This window comes from Bacillus sp. PK6-025, assembly GCF_056530265.1.
In genome coordinates, this window is sequence record NZ_CP096509.1 from 595,023 (window position 1) to 616,307 (window position 21,285).

At 41.3% G+C, this 21,285-nt stretch carries 23 protein-coding genes and 1 pseudogene; 12 read left to right on the top strand and 12 right to left on the bottom strand.

Translation table 11 applies throughout. The features are described from left to right. Positions 1-323: 323 nt before the first annotated feature. Entirely contained in the window at positions 324-935 is a 612-nt protein-coding gene (locus M1D67_RS03030) for a YczE/YyaS/YitT family protein (RefSeq protein ID WP_050820807.1), read from the bottom strand. 109 nt (positions 936-1,044) lie between these two features. On the opposite strand from M1D67_RS03030, the gene M1D67_RS03035 reads away from it, so the two are divergent. Genes M1D67_RS03035 through M1D67_RS03045 form a run of 3 tightly spaced genes read left to right on the top strand, consistent with a single transcriptional unit; the run spans position 1,045 to position 2,681 of the window. Then, entirely contained in the window at positions 1,045-1,497 is a 453-nt protein-coding gene (locus tag M1D67_RS03035) for a MarR family winged helix-turn-helix transcriptional regulator (protein WP_023857834.1), read from the top strand. A gap of 25 nt (positions 1,498-1,522) precedes the next feature. Further along, positions 1,523-2,041 (top strand): spermidine/spermine N(1)-acetyltransferase, encoded by a 519-nt coding sequence (gene paiA / locus M1D67_RS03040; protein WP_039073244.1) that lies wholly within the window; start codon positions 1,523-1,525, stop codon positions 2,039-2,041. Positions 2,042-2,063: 22 nt separating this feature from the next. Continuing rightward, a complete protein-coding gene (locus M1D67_RS03045; RefSeq protein ID WP_105980735.1) occupies positions 2,064-2,681 on the top strand; it encodes an FMN-binding negative transcriptional regulator in 618 nt (205 codons plus the stop codon). Positions 2,682-2,949: 268 nt separating this feature from the next. Here M1D67_RS03045 and M1D67_RS03050 read toward each other — a convergent pair whose 3' ends face one another. Beyond that, on the bottom strand, positions 2,950-3,864 hold the full coding sequence (locus M1D67_RS03050; protein ID WP_105980736.1) for an arginase family protein: 915 nt from the start codon (positions 3,862-3,864) through the stop codon (positions 2,950-2,952). A gap of 105 nt (positions 3,865-3,969) precedes the next feature. On the opposite strand from M1D67_RS03050, the gene M1D67_RS03055 reads away from it, so the two are divergent. Both M1D67_RS03055 and M1D67_RS03060 read left to right on the top strand, forming a co-directional pair. Continuing rightward, complete coding sequence (locus tag M1D67_RS03055) at positions 3,970-4,305, top strand: winged helix-turn-helix transcriptional regulator (RefSeq protein ID WP_105980737.1); 336 nt, start codon at positions 3,970-3,972, stop codon at positions 4,303-4,305. Positions 4,306-4,621: 316 nt separating this feature from the next. Then, on the top strand, positions 4,622-5,494 hold the full coding sequence (locus tag M1D67_RS03060; RefSeq protein WP_025810048.1) for a YitT family protein: 873 nt from the start codon (positions 4,622-4,624) through the stop codon (positions 5,492-5,494). Between the two features lie 591 nt (positions 5,495-6,085). Here the strand turns inward: M1D67_RS03060 and M1D67_RS03065 are convergent. From M1D67_RS03065 to M1D67_RS03075, 3 genes are all read right to left on the bottom strand, one after another. Beyond that, positions 6,086-6,631, bottom strand: a complete 546-nt coding sequence (locus tag M1D67_RS03065; protein ID WP_039073246.1) for a hypothetical protein — start codon at positions 6,629-6,631, stop codon at positions 6,086-6,088. A 16-nt stretch (positions 6,632-6,647) separates the two neighbouring features. Next, on the bottom strand, positions 6,648-6,926 hold the full coding sequence (locus tag M1D67_RS03070; RefSeq protein WP_039073247.1) for a colicin E3/pyocin S6 family cytotoxin: 279 nt from the start codon (positions 6,924-6,926) through the stop codon (positions 6,648-6,650). Positions 6,927-7,476: 550 nt separating this feature from the next. Beyond that, positions 7,477-8,589 carry a Gfo/Idh/MocA family protein gene (locus M1D67_RS03075; protein WP_105980738.1) on the bottom strand — a complete coding sequence of 371 codons (1,113 nt, stop codon included), beginning with the start codon at positions 8,587-8,589 and terminating at the stop codon, positions 7,477-7,479. A 110-nt stretch (positions 8,590-8,699) separates the two neighbouring features. Here M1D67_RS03075 and M1D67_RS03080 point away from each other — a divergent pair, with 110 nt between their 5' ends. Together M1D67_RS03080 and M1D67_RS03085 are read left to right on the top strand one after the other, a co-directional pair. Further along, complete coding sequence (locus tag M1D67_RS03080) at positions 8,700-9,566, top strand: LysR family transcriptional regulator (protein ID WP_095292658.1); 867 nt, start codon at positions 8,700-8,702, stop codon at positions 9,564-9,566. A gap of 166 nt (positions 9,567-9,732) precedes the next feature. Further along, positions 9,733-9,891, top strand: a pseudogene (locus M1D67_RS03085) (ISL3 family transposase); the annotation flags it as partial. 40 nt (positions 9,892-9,931) lie between these two features. On the opposite strand, the gene M1D67_RS03090 reads toward M1D67_RS03085, so the two are convergent. The 4 genes from M1D67_RS03090 to M1D67_RS03105 form a co-directional block, all read right to left on the bottom strand. Further along, positions 9,932-10,504, bottom strand: coding sequence for an RBBP9/YdeN family alpha/beta hydrolase (locus M1D67_RS03090; protein ID WP_411202778.1), 573 nt, complete (start codon positions 10,502-10,504; stop codon positions 9,932-9,934). Positions 10,505-10,587: 83 nt separating this feature from the next. After that, positions 10,588-10,917 (bottom strand): winged helix-turn-helix transcriptional regulator, encoded by a 330-nt coding sequence (locus tag M1D67_RS03095; RefSeq protein ID WP_023857826.1) that lies wholly within the window; start codon positions 10,915-10,917, stop codon positions 10,588-10,590. Positions 10,918-11,398: 481 nt separating this feature from the next. Continuing rightward, positions 11,399-12,187, bottom strand: coding sequence for a cyclase family protein (locus M1D67_RS03100; RefSeq protein ID WP_025810039.1), 789 nt, complete (start codon positions 12,185-12,187; stop codon positions 11,399-11,401). A 129-nt stretch (positions 12,188-12,316) separates the two neighbouring features. Beyond that, positions 12,317-13,699: an amino acid permease gene (locus M1D67_RS03105; RefSeq protein ID WP_105980741.1), complete on the bottom strand. Its 1,383-nt coding sequence runs from the start codon at positions 13,697-13,699 to the stop codon at positions 12,317-12,319. Between the two features lie 601 nt (positions 13,700-14,300). Between M1D67_RS03105 and M1D67_RS03110 the strand changes: the two genes are divergently transcribed. Then, complete coding sequence (locus tag M1D67_RS03110) at positions 14,301-14,933, top strand: DUF2306 domain-containing protein (protein WP_020450305.1); 633 nt, start codon at positions 14,301-14,303, stop codon at positions 14,931-14,933. Positions 14,934-15,162: 229 nt separating this feature from the next. Further along, positions 15,163-15,522 (top strand): putative zinc-binding protein, encoded by a 360-nt coding sequence (locus M1D67_RS03115; protein ID WP_020450306.1) that lies wholly within the window; start codon positions 15,163-15,165, stop codon positions 15,520-15,522. A gap of 134 nt (positions 15,523-15,656) precedes the next feature. Here M1D67_RS03115 and M1D67_RS03120 read toward each other — a convergent pair whose 3' ends face one another. Together M1D67_RS03120 and M1D67_RS03125 are read right to left on the bottom strand one after the other, a co-directional pair. After that, positions 15,657-16,481, bottom strand: a complete 825-nt coding sequence (locus tag M1D67_RS03120; protein ID WP_049937921.1) for an alpha/beta fold hydrolase — start codon at positions 16,479-16,481, stop codon at positions 15,657-15,659. A 132-nt stretch (positions 16,482-16,613) separates the two neighbouring features. Continuing rightward, positions 16,614-16,877 carry a CD3324 family protein gene (locus tag M1D67_RS03125; protein ID WP_020450308.1) on the bottom strand — a complete coding sequence of 88 codons (264 nt, stop codon included), beginning with the start codon at positions 16,875-16,877 and terminating at the stop codon, positions 16,614-16,616. Positions 16,878-17,221: 344 nt separating this feature from the next. Between M1D67_RS03125 and M1D67_RS03130 the strand changes: the two genes are divergently transcribed. From M1D67_RS03130 to M1D67_RS03140, 3 genes are all read left to right on the top strand, one after another. Next, the gene (locus M1D67_RS03130; RefSeq protein WP_020450310.1) at positions 17,222-17,719 is read left to right on the top strand and encodes an RNA polymerase sigma factor; all 498 of its coding nucleotides are present in this window, start codon (positions 17,222-17,224) and stop codon (positions 17,717-17,719) included. Beyond that, the gene (gene rsiV / locus M1D67_RS03135; RefSeq protein ID WP_214485252.1) at positions 17,719-18,579 is read left to right on the top strand and encodes an anti-sigma-V factor RsiV; all 861 of its coding nucleotides are present in this window, start codon (positions 17,719-17,721) and stop codon (positions 18,577-18,579) included. Before M1D67_RS03130 ends, rsiV begins: the two co-directional genes overlap by 1 nt. 228 nt (positions 18,580-18,807) lie before the next feature. Then, entirely contained in the window at positions 18,808-20,703 is a 1,896-nt protein-coding gene (locus M1D67_RS03140; protein ID WP_326455602.1) for an acyltransferase family protein, read from the top strand. 23 nt (positions 20,704-20,726) lie between these two features. On the opposite strand, the gene M1D67_RS03145 is transcribed toward M1D67_RS03140, so the two are convergent. Then, the gene (locus M1D67_RS03145) at positions 20,727-21,176 is read right to left on the bottom strand and encodes an NUDIX hydrolase (RefSeq protein ID WP_026580609.1); all 450 of its coding nucleotides are present in this window, start codon (positions 21,174-21,176) and stop codon (positions 20,727-20,729) included. Positions 21,177-21,285 lie beyond the last annotated feature (109 nt).

The following is a 21,285-nucleotide window of genomic DNA, read 5'->3' on the forward strand; positions in this document are numbered from 1 at the left end:
AGTCCTTGGTATTTTTTTCTTTTTTGTTTTTAACTATGTTAGGCTTTTGTAAAAGGTCGAATAGATAACAAGGAGGCGCAAAATGGGGAAACTCTCAACTTATCTATTGAAAGTTTGGCTCGCAATACCTAGATGGTTCAGAATGTTTACTTTAAGTGCAATCACCATATATGTTTTATGGTCATTGTTCATTAATGGAGTGAAAAATATATTTAGATTATCTCTCTCTTCCTTGATTGTAAGTCTAATAGCTTCCGGAATCATATTGATAATTTTCAATAAAAGTTCTGTGAAAAAGTAGGGAGTGGCATTAAAAACATTTCTTATCGTAATATACGAGCGTCTGTAAAGCGGCCTAATACTTTTCCAGCAAACGGCATAAAAAAATGAAGAACAAGCCCTCCTAAACAAACGGTTAATAAAGTTCCGATGCCAATCGGTCCTTTTAAGATGACGGCCGCTGTCAAGAAGACGAGGTAAATGATGGTTCTCGAAACAAATATGTTGGTTCTCGTTAATTCTTTTATGATGAATGTGAATCGGTCAATTGGCATCGGAGCAAAATTTGTGTATAAGTATGTCGCGGTTCCTAAACCTGTAACAACCAAGCCGATTCCAAAACAAATCACTTTGCTCCACCATTGTTCTGGTGTGATAAAAAAGTGCAGGAAAAAAAGCCACATATCAATGCCGATCCCCGTTATAAACGCCGTTAGCATCCCTGAAACTTCCGGTCTTTGGCTTTTTAAAAAAGAATTGCAGCCTATGAATAGCAAAGCAATGATGACTTCCCAACTTCCCACAGTAAGCCCCACATGTATGGACAGTCCCACCAAAAGTGCGTCAAAAGGCGAAGCGCCAAGATCTGATTGAATCGTAAAAGCAATCCCAAGGGTTAAGATTAAAATTCCTAATACATAAAAAACATATTTCACTTAACTCGCCCTCTTTATTTTTATTGCAAATACAACAAAATTTCGGTATATTTAATGTACGCCATTTATGTTGTATTTGCAACAAAAACATGTTCGAAAGGAGTTTATGATGAAGGATATTCTTCGTGAAATTGGAATGATTGCCCGGGCTTTGGATTCTATAAGCAATATCGAATTTAAAGAACATGACCTGACAAAAGGGCAATATTTGTACCTTGTCCGAATATGCGAAAACCCGGGAATCATTCAGGAGAAGTTAGCTGAAATGATTAAAGTGGACCGGACCACCGCAGCCCGCGCTATAAAAAAACTTGAAATGAAAGGCTTTATTGAACGGAGAGATGATGAATATAACAAAAAAATAAAAAAACTCTTTCCGACGGAAAAGGGGAATGAGGTATTTCCTTTTATAAAAAGAGAAAATGATCATTCGAATTGTGTGGCATTAGAGGGGTTTTCCGAGGGGGAAGCGGAGACCATCTTCAATCTTCTTCAAAGAGTAAGAAAAAATGTAGAAAAAGACTGGGAGTTTGTGAAAAAGGGGAACAAGAGAAATTATTGACGGCATAAAGGAGCGGCAGATTGAAATGACAGTAAATATAAAAAGGTGCACCCTTGAAGACTTACAAAAGCTTCAAGAAATTGGTTGTGAAACATTTAATGAGACATTTAAGCATCAGAACTCGCCGGAAAATATGAAGGCCTATTTGGAAAAGGCGTTTCACTTAACACAATTAGAAAAAGAACTATCCAACAGCGCTTCGCAATTCTTTTTTGTCTATTGTAACAATGAAATCGCTGGATATTTAAAGGTCAATACTGATGAGGCCCAAACTGAAAAAATGGGTGATGAATCACTTGAAATTGAGAGAATTTATATCAAGAACGAGTTTCAAAAACATGGGCTTGGCAAATATCTGTTCAATAAAGCTATGGAAATTGCGAAGGAACTGAATAAAAAGAAAATCTGGCTGGGCGTATGGGAAAAAAACGAAAACGCAATTGTTTTTTATAAGAAAATGGGGTTTGTTCAAACCGGTGCTCACTCTTTTTATATGGGAGATGAAGAACAAACGGACTTGATCATGACCAAAACACTCCTATAACTTTTTTGAAAGGAGGATGACGATGTATATTCCAAAATATTTTAAAGTCGAAAATGTTGATGAAATTTTGGATTTTGTCCAAAAAAACTCTTTTGGCACGATTGTTACGACAGAACAAGGGAAGCCAATCGCTACTCATTTGCCTTTGGGGTTCAATAAAAAAGGTGATGATTACTATATCACCGGCCATGTCTCTTTTGGAAATCTGCAGTGGAGAACTTTTGAAACCTGTCAAGATGTGCTTGTTATGTTTCAGGGGCCGCACGCATACATTTCTTCTTCCTGGTATGGGCATGAGGAAGTGCCGACATGGAATTATCAAGCCATCCATATATACGGTCAAGCAAGCATTCTAGAGAGAGATGAATTAATAGAAGAATTAACAATTATGATGGGAAAATACGAAAAACACCGAGAAAATCCAATTTTATGGGATAACCTTTCTCCTCAACTTTTAGAAAGACAACTGAAAGCGATTGTCGGGTTTAAGATTAAGGTGGAAGACATTCAGGCTGCATATAAATTAAGTCAAAACCGAAATGATACAGACTACATGAACATCATTGATCAATTGCAAAATGAAGGAGATCCCAATGCGGAGCAATTGGCGGCAGTGATGAAAAAGAGGCTGGAAAATTAAATATAAATCCACCTTCAACCCCATGCAGGAGTTAAAGGTCGGAATCAGAGCCGTCATTTATGCAGCATCTTAAAGATCGAGCGGGAAATAAAAAGGCAGGCCGAATGGTTAGGCCGAATCATCTTTGTCGAAGACTTAATGGGGTCGCAGCCCGCGAAAGTTCAAGTCTCTCGGCCGCATCATAGGAATACCAAGGGTTATGACCCCTTGGTATTTATTTATGGAGGGTTACCGACTCCATTAATTTGTTGTTGTCCCGTTTATGAAATTATTGATTTAAAATAGGGATTTCACTAAGCAATTTCTTCAAATGAATAGAGTCCCACGGCAAATGTTCGGTTATACCTAATCCAACTACATCTGTTTCGGAAGAGAGTTCTTTCAGAAGATGAAGCAGGTGCGGCATTTGCATTGTTCCCTCAGGAGAAAAAGTTACAGGTGCTTCAGGATTGGCGAATAATAAAGAACGAAACGCCTTCGGATCAAGCACGTCTAAATCAAGGTGTATGGCCAGATACTTGATGTTGCTTTCTTTTATCCATTCTTTTATAGAATTGGTACTGGTCATTAACTCTTTAGTTCCGGCAGTTCTAATCCCAAGTCTTTGAATCACTTCAGTGTCTGGTTCTGTGGGAACTATACCTTGTCTTTGAAGTGCTTTTGATATCGCGTTTGTTTCTTCTTCTGTAGGAGCTGCTAATCCCGCGATAAAGACATTTTCAGGTTTAAGGGGAATGTTCACATGTTTTGCGAACTCTTCATCTCCTTCTCCCAAAAGGTTCCCGAGCGGTAAAGTATGACCGTTATCATATCCTGCATATCTAACTAAATCGCTGTGAGCGTCAATCCAAATTAAACCTAAGTCCCCGCCGTATCGTTCGTTTAAATAAGCAAATGGTGCTTGTTCGACTAAGCAGTCACCGCCAAACATGACAATGCGATCCGGCTTATGGGCATGAATGATATGCTGAGCAGCCTCCAATTGTTCCAGCAGTTGTTTTCTCCCGTTTATTCCGTTTTCGTTTTCAAGTGGAGTTCCATCATAAGTTTGAACCGGAACATGAATAAGGGGCTGATCATTTTCAGGAGCCAGCCAAGCAAGCAGTTCCGCTCCAAAAGAGTAGTTGGGATTGTTTCCCCCTTGCCATTGCGGCATCAACAGACGTATCGTTTTTTTAGCCATGTTATCGTCTCCTTTACTTCAAATTACGGTTAGTATAAAATGAACGCAAACAAAAAAACAGTACGCACTTTTTTGATAGGTACTATCCGAAAGGGAAGTGTTAATATGAGTATGGCTGAATATAAAGGCAAAGTTAAAAATATTCAAGATACACCTTTTGGCTACACATTGTCCGTGATCGGCGGCAAATGGAAAATGGTTATTATTTATCTCCTCGCGGAAAATCAACCGGTTCGCTTTAATGAGCTGAAAAGACAAATAGGGGCTATTACTTATAAAACATTGAGTTCACAACTTAAAGAATTGGAAGCGGATGGTCTGGTGAAGCGGGAAGAGTACCCTCAAGTTCCCCCAAAGGTCGAGTACAGTCTCACTGGTAAAGCGGAATCACTATTGCCGGTTTTAGAAGGGTTATGTGAATGGGGGGTGAAAAACCAATAAAGTTAAGGATTCATTCATCTTGGAGAGAGAAGAATCAAATGCTTCGTTCTATTGCCGACAATCCTTTTGTCTGGCCGGAAAATGTCCATAAACATTAGGGCCTTTATTGGTTATTCACCAGTTGCGGAAACGGGGTGCTTGCAAAATAGTTCCAACCACTGGCACATGAATGTTCCAAGTCTAAAAGGGTTACCTTAATCCAATGTAATGATCGGTATTTGCAGCAGCCGCTCAAAAAACGTGATTGAACTTTTGAACCTAGAAAAACTGTTATGGTATATTTAAATATAACGTAAAATTTGAAATGAGGAATGGCATGAATAAAATCGAAAAACATAAGAAATTTAAAGCGAAAATGATTTTCAAAGTTATAATGGTCATGATCGGAGGAATCATAGCGGCCTATGGATTGGAAACAGTGCTGATTCCTAACAATGTATCTGATGGCGGAGTGACAGGACTCAGCATTGTTGGTTCACAACTATTTGACTTGCCGCTTGGTATACTTATCGCAGCTCTAAACATCCCGTTTGTCTGGCTGGGATATAAGCAAATCGGGAAAAGCTTTGCGTTATTATCGATTATCGGAATCGCATCACTTGCAGCAGGTACAAGTTTTATGCACCACACTCCGGCTATAATCGAAGGGGACACTTTGTTAGTCACTGTTGTCGGAGGGATCATCCTTGGTTTTGGAATGGGGCTGGCGCTGCGTAATGGCGGAGCATTGGACGGAATTGATATGCTTGCTGTGCTGTTATCGCGCAAATTGCCATTTGGAACGAGCGATCTCATTCTATTCTTTAACCTTTTTGTGTTTATTTTTGTTTCCGCTGTATTTGGCTTGCAAGGGGCATTGCTATCAGTCATCGCCTACTATATTGCGTCCAAAGTCATTCATGTTGTCGAGGAAGGATTAAGCGGTTCTAAAACCTTTCAAATTATTACAACAGAACCTGAGTTGATGGTGGAGACAATTCGCGATCAATTGGGCCGAAGTGCTACATATAAAGAAGCTTACGGTGGTTTTTCCCACGAAAAGTTTAAAGAAATTACATGTGTCATCAACCGTTTAGAAGACACCAAATTAAAGGAAATCATTAATGAAGTTGATAAAAATGCTTTTGTCACTGTATATGACGTAGCTGAAGTCAAAGGCAGTAATTTTAGAAAACCTAATATTCATTAATTAGGGATTTCCTAAGAAAAAACATACCAAAGCTTGTTGGTATGTTTTTTTATATCATGTCGGTTTCCGAACATGACCATCAAGCTAACATCCACAACATTTGGAGTTTAACCTTTTTTACAAGAAAACGGTTTATATGTTCGTTTAAAACCTCGCTACATTTAAAAAACACCACTATCGCCGAAATAAAAGAGCGGTTTTTTCGAAGCTCTAAAAATGCAGATGATGTACAGATGAATCGACCACAAATTGGACAAAACGTGTTAGTTGAAGGAAATGACTTCTGCGGTTATACATCCAGTAAAGTCGTTGCGTTGGGTCAAATTTATAATAACTAGAATCAACTGGTAAGTAAGACTTAAAATGTGCTAACACTTTTGGTTACTGTAGGAGTTGTTGTCGATCCAACAACTAAGGCATCTCTGGCAGCGATCATGCAATGGAATATGAGAAACCGCAAAAATAATCCTTACTTTGATGGAACCAATCTATATGAAAGAGGAGGATACTGGATACCTCCTCTTTCATTACTTTATTTTATTCACCTTTAACTTTTTCTTTTTTATTTGAATAACACAAGATTGCTGTATTTTAGTCTGGACAAATTTCTAGTAGATCAAAAAACAATGCATTCTCTACTGTTACTTGTGATCCAAAAAACGTGACATCTTTTTTAAAATCCAGCCCGCATACAACCTCGTTCATCTCCGAATAGGATAATTCAATGAACTCTTTCTTTGAAAAATATTCTTTTACACAATCTTCAAATTCTTGTTGTTTAGTGTTATAAGGTTGAGTATCAAAACCCTCAAGAGTTGGGACAGTTCTATTCACATCTCTGTTTTCAACTTGAAATTCGTGCTGAAGATAAAATAAAGGTGCAAGCTTAGATAGCATTAAAATGGTACTATAAGTAACTTCAAATTCCCCTTTTGTGTAGTCTTCATACTCAAATATTAATTTTGACGACGGCCATATTTCACCAAAATTTACGTCTGTGATTATCATATTATTATTCTCGGAAAATTTTTTTATTGCTTCTGGTATTACAAACTGCTCGCGGCATTTAGTAAGATAATCTGATTCGTTATTGTTTCTGTAGTATTTATCTATAGTTTCGTAGACTAGATCGTTCATTTTAATTTTCACTTCCTTAGTTCATTTTTAAATCATGACGTCCCGATTTGTCAGCTGGTTTAGTTTCGTTTAAGTTAAAGTTAAAGTCCACTTCTCCTTGATGTTTCCCTCTTTTATTAACAACTTCAAATCTACCATGTTGGGTGTCCACTGCATAGTATTTGCCTGTTTTCGAATCCAAATACACATCTCTTTGATTAATTTTAGTTAATTTTGAATCCTTTTTCCAATTTCTTTGCTTAGCAAAATCAGCAGCAGTGGCTCTAACCAATGGAATTTTTTCATTCAAATTCATTTTAGCTATCTTTTTTTCAAATAATCCAATACTATCCTCCTTTATATAAAATCACCAAGAAATTATACAGGTATATAAACTGTTATTAAAGAAAAATAAACCATTTAAACTTTAAATATATAATAAAGTTCTTTTTCTCTCCTTTGTTTCTACATAAAAAACCCATCTCACAAAGAAATTAATTGATCTAAATTTCATATTTAATTCTTTTTTCAAATAGATTAATCAGCAAGGACTTTTTTAGAGAAATCTAGGATTACTGTGTCTTATTCCAAGGAATCCCCCTACTCATCCTCATTTGACTGATAGCTTTCTCTGCCTAAGACTAATGATAAAAAAGATCAATTAAGAATACTGTTTAAGTAAACTTAATTGATCTTATAATACGATGTAACCTCCCTGGGCCGCTAAACTTTTAAGGAGGTCTATGTATATAAACCTTTGGGGCTAACTTTTGTCGAGCTCGCTTTTGTACATGTTTTTAGGATAACAATTTTCTCAAGCTTGATCAGCATGTGCAAGGACCATGTAAATAAAAGATATACGGTTCCTACTCATTTTTTAAGAGTACTTTTTTACCGGTCTTTGCCGACTTCCGAATGGCGTCTAACAACCGGTGCAGTTTGACAGCGTCATGAAAGTTTGGGATTTGATTTTTATGTTCAAATATATCTTCCGCTAAAATAGTATAAGCAGTTTCAACATAGCCTCTTGCACCATGATCCTTTACTGGGGAAATTTTTACTTCTTCAGAATAAACATCTTCAGCATTTAACAAATTATGAGGATGTGTAATCTTTTTGACTTTGAGATTGCCAAATTGTACGTGTCCTGAGGAATGATGCTGTGTTAAACGCAAAACACCTTTTTCCCCTCTAATCTCTAATTGAAAAGCTGGATAAACTCCGCCCTGAATATGGACAGAGGCTGAAGCGCCATTAACGAGCGTCCCCTGGATTAAAATTTGGTCAGCTGTGTTTTTTGGTATTTTCATCCCTGTTTCTTGTATAACGGCTTCTGTATAATGACTGTTCATTGCAGCTGATAATTCTTTAAAATCACCCAGGATATGACAAAGAACATCAAGCGAGTGACCACCGTTGATTGTAAGAAGGTTCGCCCCATTTTCTCTTTTTAAAAGGTAACTGCTTTTTTCATCTGTTATTCTTCCCTTTCCTTGTGTTGCTACCTGCATCGTGCAGGAGATGACCTTGCCGATCTCCCCCTGTTTGATTGCCCGCTTTAAATAATTGACTTCTGGAGATTGCCTTCCCTGTAATCCAATCGCATGATGAATGTTTGCGTCATCTGCCAATTTTGCCAGTTTTTCAGCCTGCACAGTATCTTTGCCTAAAGGCCATTCACAATATATATGTTTATTTTCTTCTATGGCTGCAAGCGAAGCTTCATAATGGAAAGGAACCTTTATACTGACGACTACCAAATCAACATCTTTTGATTGTGCTAATTCCTTATAATCTGTAAAAGCAGAGGCAGCCTTAAGCATCATAGCGCTTTTTTTTGCGGTTTCCATTTTTGATGTTCCAATCGCCGTTATTTCATAAAAAGGATTTTCCTTCAATACCGGAATATGTGTTTGACTAGCCCATTGATTATTCAAAGATCCGCCTATAATCCCTGCTTTTATCACGTTGTTCTTCATTAGCTATCCCTCCAAAACTCTTTAAACCGAGTATAATTAAAATTAGAGATCATTTTAAATGTTAAGTTATGATGGTTATATCACTTTTTTTGATGGGGGTTGAAATATGAATGGATATTGAAAACATGAAAGCTTTTGTTTCAGTGGCGGAATTAAAAAGCATATCTGCTGCTGCAATTAAATTGAATCACCTTCAATCCAATATGACTGCGAAAATAAAAAAAATCGAAACTCATTATCATCAACAACTGTTTATCAGAAATTCAAAAGGAGTCAAACTAACGAAAGAGGGAGAAAAATTATATCATCAATACAAGAAAATCTTGTTCGTTTGGGAAGAAACCGAAAACATCATGAAAAAACACGATGAAAAACTCCGTATTGGCACGATGATATCTGTTGGTGGAACTCAATTCTCAAGTGCTTTAAATAAGCTTTATCATACATATCCTGATTTATCGGTAACATTAAAAACAGGTTCAACAGAATATATTGAAAATCAAGTTCTCCTTGGAAAAATCGATGTTGCTTATACGATTGGATCGCTAAACAATAAAAAGATAAGTTATCAAAAAGTGGGATATGAAGAATTGGTGATCATAGGCCAAGGTATAGATCAATATACGAGATTTGATGATTATATAAACGGAAAAAACGTACTTGTATTATCAGATAAGTGCTTGTATCTAACATTATTATGTCATATTTTTGAAGATTCGAACATCCAACAGGGGGAAATCATTGAAGTGGGCGATCCAGAATCCTTAGTGCAATTTGCATTGATGGGTATGGGAATTTCCTTAGTATCAAAGCGCATAGCAGATCGCTACAATATCCTTAATTATTTAGAAGTTCCCTCATCTTATCGAAACGTCGATTTGTATTTCATTACAAGACTAAATCATAAATTTACACCTATAGAGAAACAGTTTATTGAATTAAATAACTCGCTTAGCGACATCATTAAAGGAATGTAAGGTTGATAAAAAAGTTATGCTCTCTTAAAACCAATACAAAAGGTGTACCCTTATGCGTGAAACATATATCAATGAAAGGGATTCATTTCTTTTGGGAACTTGGTTAGGTAATATCCCTGATCTAAATTAGAGATGATTCATTTTGAAGCTTTAAGTGCTAAGCTTTCACAAGAAACATAAGCCGCGCTTTCATTCAAGTGCCTTCAACAAAGCTATATTATACACATTTTCAATTGGCATGACGTAACAGACCACTTCAAAACAGGGAACTTTGGCATCGATTTTTTCCACACTTATTAAGAAATTGGAGAAGGGCGGCTTCTAAGCCCTTTGCCGCCCTAAAATCCGAATATCCTTTATTGTTTTTAGCAAGTTTCTTTTGAGAAATAGGAGTTTAAAACATCATAAACAATCGGCAAAGAAGTAAATCCGTCAGTTTCTAAAAAGTGCCCCCCGTGTTGAACTTCGTAAAGCTTAGCGTCAATTTGTTGCGCCAGATCTTTGCTCCAATCAAATGGCACAATTTGATCGTCTCTAGAGGCAATGACAGCACGATGCTTAGCTGACTCAATGATGTTTTGAAAATCAAACGATTCCTCGGTAAATTCATCTAACATCTTTAAATCGGGCAGTGACTTGGCAAAGCCGGAAACGAGCAAGATTCCGCCAAGTGGTTGACGCAATTGCGTTTGTTCCAAAAACCTCAAAACGGCGGCGCACCCCAGGCTGTGTGCAACCAGATAAGTATGTTTATTTAATGTGTGCTTATTTAAAGAGAGCGTATCAAGCCAATCTTTAAGCCTTGGCTGGTGAGGATTAGGCATGTCTAAAATTTCTGCGTGTATTCCGTCTGCAAGCAGACGTTTTTTTAGCCAAGGAAACCAGTGGTTGGTTGAGGAGGCTCTGTAGCCATGAATGATATAAATTTGTTTTGTCATCCTGTTCTCCTTACAAATAATTTTTATTCAGTATAAAATCCCTCCCGTCGGGAAACAAGTACGCACTTTTTAGTAAGTACTTTTTACTCATAAGGCAAACCTTCTCTTTGTCCCCATCTGCACATTTCATCTATGAGAGGGTATAAAGACAGTCCTCTGTCTGATAACGAATACTCCACTCTGAGGGGATTTTGAGAAATCTCCACCCGGTGAATCAGACCGTCAGTTTGCAACTCCTTCAGCTGGGAACTTAACATTTTATGGGTGATTAACGGCATAGCCCGTTTGAGCTCCCCGTATCTCATCGTTTTTTCACACGCCAGCTCATAGAGGATTCTCATTTTCCATTTACCACCTATAAGAGATAAGGTGTATTCAAATGGAGCTTGTTTGCTGCGGCATAAGGTATTCATGGTAATCAAACCTCCTTTTTTAAGATCATAACAAAAATCAATATTGAGCCTGGCTTCAACATGAATAGCAAAAGATTCACTTGTTTTCCTTATTTTGTTGAGGAGATGTGATATGATACAAAAAAAGGGAGCGGATTTCTTCTGAAAAAGGGCGGGAATACTTTTGCGCGAATTTGCCCTCAAGTTTTTCAAACGATAGGGATTATTGGTTTTATTTTAGCTTTTGTCCAGATTCCAATCGGCTGGTTTATCGGATTTTTCTTTTCCGGTTTGTTCTTCATGATGTTGAAATCAAACAATGAAAAATCGGGAACCTTCAATGTGATGGCTGGAGCCGCGTGTTTCTTGTATTCATTTCATTGTTTGTTTACGCAAGTGTTGTGACTGAATATAACACAAAAATAAAAGCAGGCTGATGTCTGCTTTTATTTTTGTTATCTGTCTAGCCGGCATCCCCACAAACGAAAAGCTGCTGACGTTCTTATGCGTTTTCACCGCTAAGAATCGCAACCGGGCGCGCCCAGCCGGCAGACGCTTTTTCAACTTTTACCGGAAAAGCCATGACGTAAAATCCGGTGGAAGGCAATTGATCAAGGTTGGCGAGCTTTTCAATTTGGCAGTAAGGAATGGTGCTGCCTGAATAATGACCTTCCCAAATAATGGATGGGTCTTTTTCCTGTTCAAAGCGCTTGGCGGTCATGCTGAATGGAGCGTCCCAGCTCCAGGCGTCAGTTCCGACAAGGCGTACGCCGCGCTCCGTTAAAAATAGAGTTGCTTCACGCCCCATCCCGCAGCCGCTGTGCAGGTAATCGTTTTGTCCGTATTTGGCGCCAGCCGACGTATTCACAAGAACAATGTCGCCGGGCGCGAGTTTATGATTGATGCGGTGAAGCTCCTGTTCGATTTCTTCAGGGGTAACGATATGCCCGTCTTTCAAATGTCTGAAATCCAGCTTAACGCCAGGGCCATGAAACCAGTCAAGCGGCACTTCATCAATTGTCATCATCCGCTTGCCGTCGTCTGTAACAGAACGGTAATGATATGGAGCGTCGATATGCGTTCCGGCATGCGTAGACATCTTCACTTTTTCCAGCGACCAGCCTTCTCCCCCGGGAAGATCTTGCGAGGAAAGGCCGGGAAAGCTCTGGACCATCTGTTTAGCTCCTTGCTTATGATCCGCATATTCGATTTCAGGGACAAACCCCGGCGGATCAGACGGTATATCACCTCTTAACGATACCGACAAATCTACAATTTGATTGATTTTCATCTGTTTTCCCCTTTCTGCCTAAGCGGCTGACCATTGAAATTGTAGGCGATCAAGCTGTTATCTTTTTTATTTTACATGATGAGCCATACAAAAAGCCTGCAGAACATTTTGCAGGCGATTCGCATTTTTCTACACTTGCTGTGACTTAGGTTTCCTCAGCTTGTAAATCGCGATCAGCATGATAAACCAAACCGGCGTGACAAATAAGGCAACGCGGGTGTCCTGCGCCAGTGCAAGGACGATGAGGATAAACGTAAGAAAACCGAGAACTACATAATTTGAAAACGGGTAAAGCGGCATCTTGAATTTGTTTGTTTTCGCTAAATCCGGTCTTGTTTTGCGGTATTTCAAATGGCAAATGACGGTGATTCCCCAAATAAAGATGAAGCATATCGTCGAGATGCTTGTAATCAGCGTAAACACTTGTTCAGGCATGATATAGTTCAGCATGATGCCAATCAGAATCACGACCGCTGAGAAAAACAACGCATTGCTCGGCACTTTGCGGGAGGTCAGTTTGGTCATAGCGCCGGGCGCATTATGTTCTTTCGCAAGCGAGTATATCATCCGGCTCGTGCTGAAGACTGCGCTGTTGCTTGCCGAAGCCGCCGATGTCAGCACCACAAAATTGATGATGCTTGCAGCCGCAATGATGCCGACCGCTGCAAAGACTTGGACGAACGGACTCTCATTTGGGTTGATGACATTCCACGGATAGATGCTCATGATCACAAGGAGAGCACCGATATAAAACAGCAAAACACGGACGGGGATATTGTTGATCGCTTTAGGAATGACCTTTTTCGGATCTTTCGTTTCCCCCGCTGTCAGTCCCACAAGTTCGATGCCAACAAACGCAAAGACAACCATCTGGAATGAAAGGAGAAAACCGTGCAGTCCATTTGGAAACATGCCGCCGTGGTTCCAAAGGTTGTGAAAGGCGGCAGCGCCCGAATGGGTGGAAAATCCTTTGAAAATCATGAAAAGGCCGATCACGATCAGCGCCAATATCGCAATGACTTTGATTAATGCGAACCAGAACTCCAATTCTCCAAAAAGCTTGACGGTCGCCAGGTTCATGATCAGCAAAATGAGCAGGGCGATCAATCCGGGCAGCCATTGCGGTACATCAGGCAGCCAGTATTGGGTATAAAGCCCGACCGCGGTTAAATCGGCCATCGCGAGCGAAATCCAGCAAAACCAGTATGTCCAACCCGTTATAAATGCCGCCATGTCGCCTAAGTAGTCCCTGACAAAGTCGACAAACGAATGGTATTCCAAATTGGATAAAAGCAGTTCTCCAAGAGAACGCATAATGAAAAAACAAATGATTCCCGTAATCAGATAAGCAAATAAAATCGACGCTCCTGCAAAATGGATTGATTTCCCCGAACCAAGAAACAGCCCCGTTCCGATCGCTCCGCCGATGGCGATGAGCTGAATATGCCTGTTTTTCAGGCCTCTCGATAATTTTTGTTCGTGTATATCGTTGTCAGTTACATCTTCTGTCACTTTATGTATGCCTCCATTTTTATTTTTTAGGCCCGATCCCCGCATGTTTTAAAATCTATAATAACATTAAAATTTGAAGTAACAGATAAGATTCGCCTGATGCGTTTGTAAAGAGGTGGTTTGCGTGGAAGTAGACTGATCCTTCTTTTTGTAACCAGATCTTTATAGAATGGTCGTTGTTCATTAATCATATTTGGTTCGGAATAAGAAGCGGGAATGAATCCGTCCGTAAGTATTGTCATACCTGCTGCAAAATACATATCCGTCTGTTTGGACAGCGTGCTGAGGCAACTCCTTGAAATTGTTGAAGCCATTGTCATCGACTCGCGATTTCAGCAGAGACATCATTCAAAAGTATGCCGCAAAAGATGACAGAATTATTCCGGCTTTCCAGAAAAACGGGAGGCCCGAGCCAAGCAACAAATCGTACTTGGCCTGTTTTTAATGGGGAAGGTTTTGTCATTGAGGGCTTGATATGCCAAGCTGCTGCGCACGTCCGCTTTCGTGATACAATATAGGTATTTCAGAGAGCATGATGTATTAGGAGGAACGAAAGCTGAACAAAAGGAAATTTCAACGCAGTCAATCGGTTTTTTCGGCAATGCTGATCGTAATCGCGGTGTATGTTCTGTATACCTTGTTTGAAAATTTAATTCTTGATCCGCAATCAACATCTTTTCTCAGCCATAAATCTCACCTGCGGGACTCCTTTCATCTCCCGGTCTGGCTGAAGGTGATGTATGTTCACGTTGTTGCCGCTTGTTTGGCGATGGCTTCGGGCGCTGTCAACTTCTCCAGCGCCTTGTTGACCAAAAGCCGCAAGATTCACCGTTTTAACGGCTGGCTCTACGTCGTTTGCGTGCTGATTGTGACGCTGTCGTCAGGCTATATGGCACCGCATTCTACCGGTGGGAAGGCCGTCAGCATAGCCTTTAACATGGTGAATATGTATTGGCCTGCCGCCACGGTTATTTCCGTCATCAAAGCCCGGCGTAATCAGTTTATCAAGCACCGGAATTGGATGATTCGCAGCTATCTATTCTGTTTTACCAATATGTTCATTCACTTGATCACTTTCGTGTGCCATAAAGGACTCGGCCTGATATATGACATCAGCTACACGATAGGCGTTTTCGGAGCGATTGTGCTTTGCATCGCGTTGGCCGAATGGATCATTCGGTTCGCCTTTAAAAAGCCGGCGCAAATTTTTTATACAAATCACAGGGGCTTTTAAGCCCCTGCTCTTTTTCCTGAGGATTCCATATAGATCAAGGAGGCGAGTATTCTCATTGAATACGGGAAAGGAGTGTGAAGCAGTTTTGCTTTTGCTTGGGCTGTTTGATTCAGCTCATAGAGTAATAGAAAAAGTGATCTGGCTCACAGTTTTCATCACGCACCTCCTGTAAAGTAAATGATAGTTTTTTGCCGGCGAAAATAAAGAAAAACAGGGGATGTGTCAACCGATGAAAAGAACTGATCTGCCTCTAGTGTATTCGTGCTCCGGATGTTCCTCGGCCGCGCAAACGGCCAATATGATTGCCATTAAAATGGATCGGGAGAAAACGGCCGAAATGTCGTGCATTGCCGGAGTCGGCGGCGATGTGAAACCGCTTGTCAAAACAGCAAAATCCGGGCGGGATATCATTGCGATTGACGGCTGTCCTTTATGCTGTGTCAAGAGCTGTTTAGCTAAGCATGATGTTCAGCCGAAGCATCATTTTGTATTATCGGATTTTAACGTGCCGAAGAAAAAAGGAGCAGATCCCGACCCTGTCCTTTATATGAATGCGTATGAACAAATTTTGCAGCTCTTAAAATGCTAAGCCTTTTGGGAATGTTTATTTAGGGTGCTGTTTAGAGCATCAGTGAACGGATGCATTTGAATTGAAAAATCGAATGTCGATTACAGGCCATACGCTTTCTGCGAACGGCGGATTGATTTAAAATACCGAGGGTTTCATCCCTTGGTATTTTTGTTGTTACATCTTCTAAAAACCATGTCCAGCTTTTCGGCAAATTCCTCCGGGTATAAAACGCATCCCACATGATTGCCTGGAAAATCGACTACTTTCGTTTTCAAATGATCAGCCAATGCTTTTGCATACCTGTACGGGAGACAGCCTTGCGAATCAATGCCGCCGGCAGGAACGACTGTAACCGGTGAAGCTTTAAGCCTGCCGATGTCGGGTGAATATTCTCTTAAACCCGGCACCTCGGACAGGATAAAATAGTCAATGTTGGCCATGAGCTGCTCCGTCCGGGTTTTTGGACGGTCCGGCTGAGCTGTGGACGTAATGCCCATCGCTTTCGCGAATGCTTCTAAAGCCTGTAATCCGCTTCGTTTGTATTGTTTTTCAAGGTTCTCCAAGCTCTCGAACCCTTTGGTGCGGTCACTGCCGGCCAACAATTGCGGAATCGGAGGCTCGTGTGCGACCAACATGCGGATTTGTGCAGGATGGCGGATGGCAAGATCAAGGCCGATGACCGCGCCGGAGCTGCAGCCGAATACATGGGCCGGTTCATCCGTCAGAGCGGCCAGCAGCCGGCTCGCATCATCGCTGTGTGCGGAAACCTGGTAATTTTCATTCGGATCTTCCAGCCTGCTGCGGGAATGCCCGCGGCGGTCGTATGTGATAACCGTGTAACGGTCGGATAGGCGGTCTGTAATCGGGTATGATTCTGCATCGCCGTTGCCCCCGTGAATCATAAGCAAGATAGGCCCAGAGCCGCGCACTTCGTAGTAGAGCTTTGCTCCGGGTACTTCCAATACACCGTGTTTCATGACAATATTCTCCTCTCGTTGCATGATCACTTTTACATTACATGACGGAGAAAGCATAGAAAATGCAGAAATCAGCTAATAAACAAACTCGCCATATTAAAAAGCACCGATCACAAGGATCCGTGCTCCAGTTTATTTTGTGTAAACGATTTTTTTAATCGTTTCGATGGAAAGATGATGTTCCGCTGCTAAGTGCTCAATCGTTTCGCCATTTTTAAAGGCCCTTTTTATCGCGGTGTTGCGATCATCGATCAGCTTTCTTGCTCCTGAACGTGCACCCCATTTTTTGTGGGCGGATTCAGTCTTGGGAATGTAGATCGTTTCCCCTTGAACATACTTTTGAATTTCCGATAGCAGCTTTTCAGGTAGAACAGCGGCAGCCTTTACGTATGCCATGTTTGCCAGCTCCTTATTCCTTTGATTGTAAAATAAGGGGCAAAGCCAATTACCAGAAAAGCTTACTTCAGGCGATTTTATTTGTCCACCCCATGCAAAGTATCGCCTTTTCCGATAACAGGCTTTGCATGAGACGCTGCATGATCCGGCATTCTGATGCTTGCCATGTGATCACCTCCTTCGAATTTGCTATTCATTATAAATGAAATCGAGATTGGCGGCACTTGATGATAAAATATTTTTAAAAAGAATGACCAGTCCGCAAACTATTTTTCACGCTCCCGCGTCTATCCTAATGTAACAGCCGTATATACGTATATTCAAAAAAGGAGTTCTTTATTGCAATGAAGAAACAAGCAGCCAGAGCGTCTCTTGTCGCTTGCATAACAGACCGGAAAGAAGACTTTTACCGGCTGGCGTACAGCTATGTGAAAAATCAAGAAGACGCCTTAGATATTGTCCAGGAATCAATCAAAAAAGCGCTCGATTCCGTCGATTCTGTTCGCAATCCGGATACGATTAAAAGCTGGTTTTACAAAATTTTGGTGCGGACGGCAATCGATTTTTTGCGCAAACGGAAAAAACTAAAGGTTATGGATGATCAAACGATCGAATTTTTAAGCAAGGGCAAGGAAGATATCTACCGGGATACAGACCTTCATGAGGCGCTTGACGAGTTGCCGCATCCCTACCACACCATTATTGTTCTGCGATTTTTTGAGGATCTCAAACTGGAAGAGATTGCGGAAATCACAGGCGAAAATTTGAATACGGTCAAAACGCGCCTTTACAGAGGATTGAAGCTTATGCGCATCCAATTGACGAAGGAGGATCTTTCTTAATGGAAAAGAAATTGGAACAGCTGAGAAAAGCATATCAAAACGTCCCCATTCCGAAGGAACTGGATCAGGTTGTCGAAACTGCGCTTCAGCATAAATCGAAGAAGAAGAGAAGGCTGGTGGTATGGCCTGCATCAACGCTTGTCGCGGCGGCTGTACTATTGGCTGCCGTCGTGAATATCAATCCCGGAGCAGCCCAGGCCATGTCGCGTTTACCCGTCATCGGCAAGGTCGTTAAGGCCATCACATTCACCGAGATCAAACAGAAAGATGGAGAATCGAGTATTGACGTGAAAACACCGGCTCTGTCCGGCTTGAATAACCGGGAGCTTGAAAATGGCATTAACGAGAAATATGTAAAGGAAAGCCGTCAGCTTTACCGGGAATTCATGAAGGAGACGTCCCGGAATAAAAAAGGGCATCTCAGCATCTACAGCGATTATGAGACAGTCACGGATACGAAGGATTTGATTTCGATTCGGCGAAGCGTCGAAAGAACGGAAGCGTCCAGCTATACCGAACGGCGCTATATCACCATTGACAAAAAGAATGAAATTCTGCTTACCTTGAAGAGTTTGTTTAAAGATGACCGGTATATTACGGCCATCAGCGAAAACATTAAAGAACAAATGAAACAGCAAATGAAAGATGATCCTGATAAAATATATTGGATCAATGACGAGGAAGTCGAGCCATTCAAACGAATCAAGGCCGACCAAAATTTTTATATTACAGAGAATCATAAACTCGTGATTTCGTTTGACGATTATGAAGTCGCACCCGGATATATGGGCGCGGTAGAGTTTGAAATTCCGACTAAGGCGATTTCGAGCCTGCTGATCGGCGACCGCTACATCCGCTAGTCAAAAAATCCATGATTCGCTGAAATCATGGATTTTTTACTTTTTACAACTTTGTAACACCATATTCAGCTTGAAACTTTTATACTAGAGAGACGGCATCATTCAGGGTAGATAAAAATGACGATTTTTTGAAACAAAAAACGGTCCTGACTTCGTCTATAATATCGGAGCCGTAAAAGGCGCGAAACATAAAGAAGAACCGTACGTACATATCATTGGAGGAATACCATGCGAGATCAGACACAACAACACCGTTACATACCGGGGTTAGACGGGCTTCGGGCTTTTGCCGTTTTGGCGGTTATCGCTTACCACCTCAACATGAGCTGGGCCGACGGAGGCTTTATTGGCGTTGATATCTTTTTTGTTTTATCAGGATATTTGATTACATCGATTATCCTGCCGGCGTATGGAAATGACATTTCCCTCACATTCAGAGATTTTTGGGTGCGCCGGATACGGCGGCTGCTTCCAGCGGCGACGCTCATGATTTTCGCAACCGTCATATGGGTCGCTTTGTTTAACAGAGAGCTGATGCATACCGTACGGGGAGATGCGATCTCCTCTCTTTTATATGTCAGCAATTGGTGGTTTATCTTTCACGACCTCTCATATTTTGATAGTTTCGGATCGCCGTCTCCTTTAAAAAACTTGTGGTCACTGGCGATTGAAGAACAGTTTTATTTCATCTGGCCGATCATTTTGCTGTTGGGCATCTACATATTTAAAAAGCGGGAGAGGCTGGCTGCGGCGGTTGTGCTGTGTGCGCTTTGTTCAGCCGTATGGATGAGCATCCTGTACATCCCTGGCGGCGATCCGAGCCGCGTATATTACGGGACTGATACGCGCGCCTTCGAGCTGTTGATCGGATGCGCATTAGCCCTTGTGTGGCCGATGAAAAGACTATCTGGGAACAGGCTCCCAAGCAGCCTGAAGCACGCGTTGCACGGAACTGAGCTTGCCGCTTTCGCGCTGCTTATGATGAGCATTTATTTTGTCGATGAATTCAGCCCGTTTCTCTATCACGGCGGAATGCTTCTGATCAGCATAATCGCAGCGATTTTGATTGCATGCGTCAGTCATCCGAGCAGCTTCTTGGGCTTTGTCCTTTCCGTGAAGCCGCTGCGCTGGATCGGGAAAAGGTCGTACGGCATTTATCTTTGGCACTATCCCGTCATCGTGCTGAGCACACCTGTTCAAGAGATTGGAAATCCGGTGTTCTGGCATGTTGCGATTAAGGTCGCTGTTACGTTTATTCTGGCGGAACTTTCGTATCGCTTTATCGAGAAGCCAATCCGACAAGACGGTTTTAAACCGTTTGTCAGCCGGGTTTTTCTGGATAAGATCACGGAATGGAAAACCGCTTCCGTTCCCAGCAAAATATCAATCGGACTGATGTTTGCCGCACTCCTCATTTTTGCAGGAGGCCTGTCGGGATTGGCCGACGAAAAGAAACAGCCGCAACAGGCCTATTCCAAATCTTATGAGGAAGCAAGCGCCTCAGCGGATCAGCCGGCTGACAAAAGTGAAGAACGGAAGGATGATAAGAAAGCACAAGCTGAAAGCGGGAAAGATGATGAAACTAAAAGCCGGCAGAAAGCCGGCGGGGATGAATCGTCAAATACAAAAGATGAGCAGTCTGCGGAAAAAGGGCCTGATCATATCGAGAAAGAGGTATTGGCTGTCGGGGATTCGGTCATGCTTGACATTGCTTCCAGCCTGCGTAAGAAAATTCCGGGAATCACAATCGACGGTCAGGTTGGAAGGCAAGTGAGGGAAGCGCTTCAATTGACATCAACCTACGCTTCCTTTAATCATTCGGACAAAGCCGTCGTGATTGAACTGGGAACAAACGGCTATTTTACGGACAGTCAGATGGACGCTTTGCTTGATGCGTTCTCAAACGCTGATGTCTATCTCGTGAACACGCGCGTCCCCCGTCAGTGGGAGAGCAAGGTGAATGAATCGCTTCGGAAGCAAGCGGACAGCCGTCAAAACGTGACATTGGTCGATTGGCATACTGAAGCCCTGAAACATCCCGAATATTTCACCGCTGACGGCGTACACCTGATGCCGAAAGGGACCGAAGCTTTGGCATCGCTTATCGTCAAAGCGATGAAATAATGCTTAAACATAAAAAGAGGCTGTTATTTCTTGAATTTCGTGATAAATCTAATCAAATAAGGTGTTTTTAAAGTTTCTTTTACTAGTTTGTTATGATGTTTTGTAAAATTTTTTATTTGTTTTCTTCTATGGGGAACCATTAACAAAGGTAATCTATCTTTGCGAAACCATCCGATTTTTGCTGTTTCTGGCCCTTGTTTAATGGGTTCCCCACCTAGTAATTTTCCTGAATAGATGTACTGTATGTCATGATATTGCGGTTGATCGTACTCTCCTATTTTGCACATAATAGAAATACGGTAGCCTGTTTCTTCTACCATTTCCCTCATGGCGCATGTTTCCGGCTGCTCGTGCTTTTCCATTCTGCCTCCTGGCAAGTCCCAGACAGGATAATCTTTTCTTTTAACCAGAAGTATTTTTCCTTTGCTATTTTCCACAATTGTAAAGCAACCTACAGTGTTTACTGCATTCAAGTTAAGATAACTCCTTCCTGTGTTTCACTTCAATTATAAATCATCTGACCGATTCGATCTCCGATCTTAACCGGTCATGAGCAATCCTCTTTCACAGCCAAAAAAATAT